Genomic DNA, 1,257 nt, shown 5'->3' with positions numbered 1-1,257 from the left:
AGCGGATTTACAGTCCGCCGCGTTTAGCCACTTCGCTACCCCTCCGCATATGGATGAAACATGGTGCCGGCAAGAGGACTTGAACCCCCAACCTACTGATTACAAGTCAGTTGCTCTACCAGTTGAGCTACACCGGCACTACTATGGTGGCTCAGGACGGAATCGAACCGCCGACACAAGGATTTTCAGTCCTTTGCTCTACCGACTGAGCTACTGAGCCAAACTTTAAAAATGGCGGTCCCGACGGGAATCGAACCCGCGATCTCCTGCGTGACAGGCAGGCATGTTAACCGCTACACCACGGGACCATAGATTGCGGGGACAGGATTTGAACCTGCGACCTTCGGGTTATGAGCCCGACGAGCTACCGGACTGCTCCACCCCGCGACGGTAATAATGTTTCTATTCAAGAATCAAGTTTTCGTGTGAATTGTTTCTGTGGAATGATGACCAACCACTACCTGAAACAACCTGACCTTATGTAAAAATGGTGGAGGATGACGGGATCGAACCGCCGACCCTCTGCTTGTAAGGCAGATGCTCTCCCAGCTGAGCTAATCCTCCAATATGTTGCCGAAATGGTGACCCGTACGGGATTCGAACCCGTGTTACCGCCGTGAAAGGGCGGTGTCTTAACCGCTTGACCAACGGGCCAGGTATAAATGGCGGAGAGCAAGGGATTTGAACCCTTGAGACAGGGTTACCCGTCTACACGATTTCCAATCGTGCTCCTTCGGCCACTCGGACAGCTCTCCATTTATGGCTCCGCAGGTAGGACTCGAACCTACGACCGTTCGGTTAACAGCCGAATGCTCTACCACTGAGCTACTGCGGAACAATATAAGCTTGGCGACGTCCTACTCTCACAGGGGGAGACCCCCAACTACCATCGGCGCTGAAGAGCTTAACTGCCGTGTTCGGAATGGGAACGGGTGTGACCTCTTCGCTATCGTCACCAAACATTGTTTGCGTTTTTTCAAGACATATATTATTATAACGTCTTTTCGAGAAAATGCAAGAAGAAATTTTCATTCCTTCAAAACTAGATAATAAGAAGGTATTTCATTTTTTTCAGAAGCGTTGGTTAAGTCCTCGATCTATTAGTATCAGTCAGCTCCACATGTCGCCACGCTTCCACCTCTGACCTATCAACCTGATCATCTTTCAGGGATCTTACTAGCTTGCGCCATGGGAAATCTCATCTTGAGGGGGGCTTCATGCTTAGATGCTTTCAGCACTTATCCCGTCCGCACGTAG

At 50.3% G+C, this 1,257-nt stretch carries 8 tRNA genes and 2 rRNA genes; all 10 read right to left on the bottom strand.

Features of this window, described 5'->3' with window-relative positions:
• Positions 1–61: 61 nt before the first annotated feature.
• Positions 62–137: transfer RNA gene (locus CVN76_RS03710), tRNA-Thr, on the bottom strand.
• Positions 138–144: 7 nt separating this feature from the next.
• Positions 145–220: transfer RNA gene (locus CVN76_RS03705), tRNA-Phe, on the bottom strand.
• 12 nt (positions 221–232) lie between these two features.
• A tRNA-Asp gene (locus CVN76_RS03700) sits at positions 233–308 on the bottom strand.
• 5 nt (positions 309–313) lie between these two features.
• A tRNA-Met gene (locus CVN76_RS03695) sits at positions 314–387 on the bottom strand.
• A gap of 101 nt (positions 388–488) precedes the next feature.
• Positions 489–564 (bottom strand) — tRNA-Val (locus CVN76_RS03690).
• 15 nt (positions 565–579) lie between these two features.
• Positions 580–654 (bottom strand) — tRNA-Glu (locus tag CVN76_RS03685).
• A gap of 9 nt (positions 655–663) precedes the next feature.
• Positions 664–755 (bottom strand) — tRNA-Ser (locus CVN76_RS03680).
• 5 nt (positions 756–760) lie between these two features.
• Positions 761–835, bottom strand: a tRNA-Asn gene (locus tag CVN76_RS03675).
• A 9-nt stretch (positions 836–844) separates the two neighbouring features.
• Positions 845–960: ribosomal RNA gene (rrf, locus tag CVN76_RS03670) — 5S ribosomal RNA — on the bottom strand.
• A 120-nt stretch (positions 961–1,080) separates the two neighbouring features.
• Positions 1,081–1,257: ribosomal RNA gene (locus tag CVN76_RS03665) — 23S ribosomal RNA — on the bottom strand; the annotation flags it as partial.

It is taken from the genome of Bacillus sp. mrc49 (assembly GCF_002803435.1).
The sequence above is the reverse complement of the archived record's forward strand: the minus strand, read 5'-3'. Positions and strand labels throughout refer to the sequence as shown.